General features: G+C 60.1%; 5 protein-coding genes. 1 reads left to right on the forward strand and 4 read right to left on the reverse strand.

Annotated features, from left to right (window positions below; translation table 11 throughout):
• A partial coding sequence (gene argS / locus NTW26_00285) for an arginine--tRNA ligase (GenBank protein MCX7020711.1) occupies nt 1-700 on the reverse strand: 700 nt, incomplete at its 3' end.
• A 484-nt stretch (nt 701-1,184) separates the two neighbouring features.
• On the opposite strand from argS, the gene NTW26_00290 reads away from it, so the two are divergent.
• Nucleotides 1,185-1,598: a hypothetical protein gene (locus NTW26_00290; GenBank protein ID MCX7020712.1), complete on the forward strand. Its 414-nt coding sequence runs from the start codon at nt 1,185-1,187 to the stop codon at nt 1,596-1,598.
• 48 nt (nt 1,599-1,646) lie between these two features.
• Here the strand turns inward: NTW26_00290 and NTW26_00295 are convergent, their stop codons facing one another.
• The 3 genes from NTW26_00295 to NTW26_00305 form a co-directional block, all read right to left on the reverse strand.
• Nucleotides 1,647-2,114: a 23S rRNA (pseudouridine(1915)-N(3))-methyltransferase RlmH gene (locus NTW26_00295; GenBank protein MCX7020713.1), complete on the reverse strand. Its 468-nt coding sequence runs from the start codon at nt 2,112-2,114 to the stop codon at nt 1,647-1,649.
• Nucleotides 2,115-2,483 carry a ribosome silencing factor gene (rsfS, locus tag NTW26_00300; GenBank protein ID MCX7020714.1) on the reverse strand — a complete coding sequence of 123 codons (369 nt, stop codon included), beginning with the start codon at nt 2,481-2,483 and terminating at the stop codon, nt 2,115-2,117.
• A partial coding sequence (locus NTW26_00305; GenBank protein ID MCX7020715.1) for an HD domain-containing protein occupies nt 2,480-2,942 on the reverse strand: 463 nt, incomplete at its 5' end. The genes rsfS and NTW26_00305, both read right to left, overlap by 4 nt.

Below are 2,942 nucleotides of genomic sequence, written 5' to 3' on the forward strand. Positions count from 1 at the left end.
TCGCCGCGGCGCCCGCGACGACGCCGGGGTAGAAGATAATCTGCCGCAGGAGCTCGCGCTGGCGCTCTCCCGCGTCGTCCTCGGTGAAGAGGGGCGTCAGGTCAACTGTAGCCAGAAAACCATCCTCCAGCTTATCAGCGCCGTACCCCTCATCCCGGGCCACGGCGAAGATGCTCGCGATGCGCGCGTGGGCGTACTGGATGTAGTAGGCCGGGTTCTCCGACGACTGCTGGACGGCCAGGTCCAGGTCGAAGTCCAGGTGCGCCTCGGGCGAGCGTTCGAGGAACATGTACCGCGCCACGTCCACGCCGACCTCGTCCAGAAGCTCGTCCAGGGTGACGATGTTGCCCTTGCGCTTGCTCATGGAGACGATTTCGCCGCCGCGCTTGAGCGTCACCCAGCCGGAGATGAGCACATCCAGCTTGTCCGGCGGGACGCCGGCGGCCTGGAGGCCGGCCTTGGTGGGGAGGATGTGGCCGTGATGGTCCGGCCCCCAGATATCAATCATCAACTTGGTGTCGTCTTCTTCACCCAAACGCCGCCACTTGTCCAGGTGGTAGGCGATGTCGGTGAGGAGGTAGGTCGGCTTTCCGCTGGAGCGGACGATGACGCGGTCCTTCTCGTCGCCGTAGTCGGTGGTTTTGAGCCAAATTGCATCATCTTTATGATATGTCTTTTTTTCAATTATTTGGTTTGTCAAACTAATTTTATTACCTTCAAAAAGGTTTATTGGTGTCTCCTCTGGGAATATAAGCCACCGTATAACAGCACGATAATCGCTGCAATATAATTCATGCTCCCTAAATATTATATAATTATAATATCTCAAAAAATCAACCTTAATGAATCTCCTCATAGTGCCTTGCTGAAGAGAATATTGTCTATCGACTGCACCACTGATTCTTTCAATGACTTCTTCCGAATTCAGTTCTCTGTTGCTATTTTCTATTGCCATCGCTTCCTTCTCATCCGCTTCCCTCAGAACTTCAGCTACCGCTCCAACAGTATCCTTGTGATAGCTGCCACTATTAATCCAATCAATCATTTCATTTGTAACTTTCCATCCTCCATCAATATAATCATCCAGATTAGCCTTTAAAACGCTTTTCCCAAACTCAATAACCTGCGTGCCTGCATCGTTAACTAGGTATTCCTCGTTGACGTTGTGACCAACAGAAGCAAGTATGTTAGCCAATGCGCTGCCCAGGGCGGCGGCGCGGCCGTTCACCACCAGCAGCGGACCCGTCGGATTCGCGCTCACGTACTCCAGGTTGATTTTTAACGGCTTCTCGGCGGTCCAGCGGAAGGGCTCCTTCTCGGCGAGGATGGATTTTACCGGCTCGGCCTGCGCCCCGGCGGCGAGGTGGAAGTTCAAGAAACCCGGCCCGGCGACCTCGACACGGTCAACTAAATCCCCCAGAACCTTCCCCAACTCACCGGCCAGTGCCTCGCCGATTTGGCGCGGATTTTTCTTCAACGGACCGGCGAGCTGCAGCGCCAGGTTGCAGGCGAAGTGCCCGAATTTCGGCTCCGCCGAGGGGGAGAGGTCGAAAGCGGGCGGACCGTCCGGGAGGCCAAAAAGATTCCCGGCCGTTTGACCGACTATCGCCGTCAGACTTTTCTGTAAATTTTCTAAAGGCATAGAATCATTTGTGGTACGGGTGGCCGGTGAGAATGGTGAAGGCGCGGTACAGACCCTCGACGACGACCAGGCGCGCCAGCTCGTGGGGCAGCGTCCAGGGGCCGAGCGAGAGGGAGAGGTCAACCCTCATCGGATCGAGACCCACCGCGCCGCCGAGGATGACGTCCAGGCCCGGCTTCGTCCCGCGCACCCCGTCGAGCCACCCGGCGAACTCCTCGCTGGTGAGCTGCCGCCCCCGCTGATCCACCTGGATGGAGGCGAATCCTTCCGCGCGCTTGGCGACCAGGGCCACGGCGGCCCGCCGGCGGGCCCACTCCATCCCGCCCTTCTCCCCCTCCCTCAGGGGGACTTCACGCACCTCCACCAGATGAAAATTGCAGAAGTGGTTCAGGCGCTCGATGTAGAAACCAAGTCCCTCCCGGACGAAATCGCGCCGCGTCGGGGAAACGGTGAGCAGCCGGACGGTGAACATTTAAAGCCCGAGCTCCAGCTCCGGCGCGTCGCCCCAGAGCCGCTCGAGGTCGTAGTATTGCCGCACCGGGCGACGGAAGATGTGCACGACCACGTCGAAGTAATCCAGTAAAACCCAGTTGCAGTTCTCGAATCCCTCGCGGTGGATCAGCTTGACGCCCTTCGGGGCGAGGTCGCGCTCGATTCGCTCGCACAACGCCCGGACGTGGTTGTCGGTGAACCCCGAGGCGATGACGAAGTAGTCGCTCATCGCCCCGATGCTCCTCAGGTCGAGGGCGACGACGTCCTCGGCCTTCCCCTCGTCGAGGCAGAGCGCGATGAGGCGGACCAGCTCCTCTCCCTCGGGCGGCGATTTCCGGATAGTGGTCATCTCTCCTTTAGCGCCCGTTCCAGGGTCGCTATCTGGGCCAGGGCGTTTGGGTGTACCTCGAGCCCCAGGCCGGCGACGAAACCGGTGGTGTTTTTCAGACGCTTCACCAGGGCGGCGACGGGGTCGCGCTCGGCGGTTTCTCGAATATCCTCCACGCCTTCGTACGCGCGGCCCGGTTCGACGGCGTCGGCCAGCATCAGGGAACAAAGAATCGGCGTCGGCGACGGGTGGCCGATGGTGTGGTATCGGACGGCGAAGAGTACGCCCGCGTCGCGCAATCCCATGTCGTGGGCGAACTGGGCCGCCAGGGCGGCGTGGGCGAGCTTCCGGGGGAAGCGCGCCTCGATCTCGTTCAGGGGGAAATCGGGCGTCGGACCGGAGCCGTCGCGGTGAGAATCGTGCAGGATACCGGCCAGATAAACTCGCGAGGACATCGGCACACCGGCGACCGGCTCCTCG

The sequence above is a fragment of the bacterium genome (assembly GCA_026398675.1).
Taxonomy (GTDB): Bacteria; RBG-13-66-14; RBG-13-66-14; order RBG-13-66-14; family RBG-13-66-14; genus RBG-13-66-14.

Bases quoted from the DNA above. Each gene is read 5' to 3' on its own strand.
- NTW26_00290 (MCX7020712.1), top strand. From the start codon at position 1,185: ATGTTAGCCAATGCGCTGCCCAGGGCGGCGGCGCGGCCGTTCACCACC.
- rsfS (MCX7020714.1), bottom strand. From the start codon at position 2,483: ATGACCACTATCCGGAAATCGCCGCCCGAGGGAGAGGAGCTGGTCCGC.
- NTW26_00295 (MCX7020713.1), bottom strand. From the start codon at position 2,114: ATGTTCACCGTCCGGCTGCTCACCGTTTCCCCGACGCGGCGCGATTTC.